This window comes from Phyllobacterium sp. P5_D12 (assembly GCF_054049495.1).
This window is the reverse complement of the sequence record NZ_JBFUMG010000977.1, coordinates 1-1,030: the sequence shown is the minus strand read 5'-3', so window position 1 is coordinate 1,030 and position 1,030 is coordinate 1. Positions and strand designations below refer to the sequence as shown.

Genomic DNA, 1,030 nt, shown 5'->3' with positions numbered 1-1,030 from the left:
ACTATTTTCCATGCGATCAACCGTGCCAAGGAAAGCCTCGCGATTGACATGAAGAACGAAGCTGATCTTGCAGCCCTGAAATCGTTGCTTGCCAACGCCGATGTGCTGATCCAGAATTTCCGCCCCGGTGTCATCCAGCGCCTTGGTCTCGACTACGAGGCGGCGAAGGCAATCAACCCGCGTCTCGTCTATGCCAGCATTTCCGGCTATGGCGATGAAGGCCCGTGGGTTTCTCGCCCGGGCCAGGATCTGTTGGCGCAGTCCCGTTCCGGACTGATGTGGTTGAACGGCGACGAGAGCCAAGGGCCAGTGCCATTTGGACTGGCGGTAGGCGATATGCTGGCGGGCGCGGCAATCGTGCAGGGCATTCTCGCCTGTCTTGTCAGGCGCGGCATCACTGGCAAGGGCAGTCACATCGAGACGAGCTTGATGGAATCGCTCATCGACTTCCAGTTCGAAGTTTTGACCACACATTTGAACGATGGACGGCGCCTGCCAAAACGTTCGGATTTCCGCAGTGCCCATGCCTATCTTTCCGCACCCTACGGCGTCTACCACACGAAGGACAGCTATCTGGCGCTCGCGATGACCCCGCTACCCAAATTGGCAGACCTTCTCTCGCTCGATGATCTGGCGCCCTACCGCGACAGCCCCGCAACATGGTTCACGGCGCGCGACGAGATCAAACGCATTATCGCCGCCCGGCTCGAAACCGAGACCACCGACTATTGGCTCGCCATTCTCGAACCGGCAGACATCTGGTGTGCCAAGGTGCTGAACTGGGAAGAGCTTCTGGAGAGCGAAGGCTTCAAAGTTCTCGACATGTTGCAGACCGTGGAGCGCGACGACAATGTTTCGATCCTCACCACACGCTCGCCCATACGAATTAACGGCCAGCGCGCGAAGTTTGACCGGGCCGCGCCGCGCATCGGCGAACACAGCGAGGCGATCCGCRAGGAGTTTGGCCTATGAGCGCGATCAAGCTCAAAGGCATGACATGGAGCCATCCTCGCGGCTATGACCCGATGGT

1 protein-coding gene is annotated in these 1,030 nt (G+C 59.0%); it reads left to right on the top strand.

Features of this window, described 5'->3' with window-relative positions:
* Positions 1–972, top strand: a 972-nt coding sequence (locus ACXJ5O_RS28110) for a CaiB/BaiF CoA transferase family protein (protein WP_457302780.1), incomplete at its 5' end; no start/stop codon positions are given.
* Between the last annotated feature and the right edge of the window lie 58 nt (positions 973–1,030).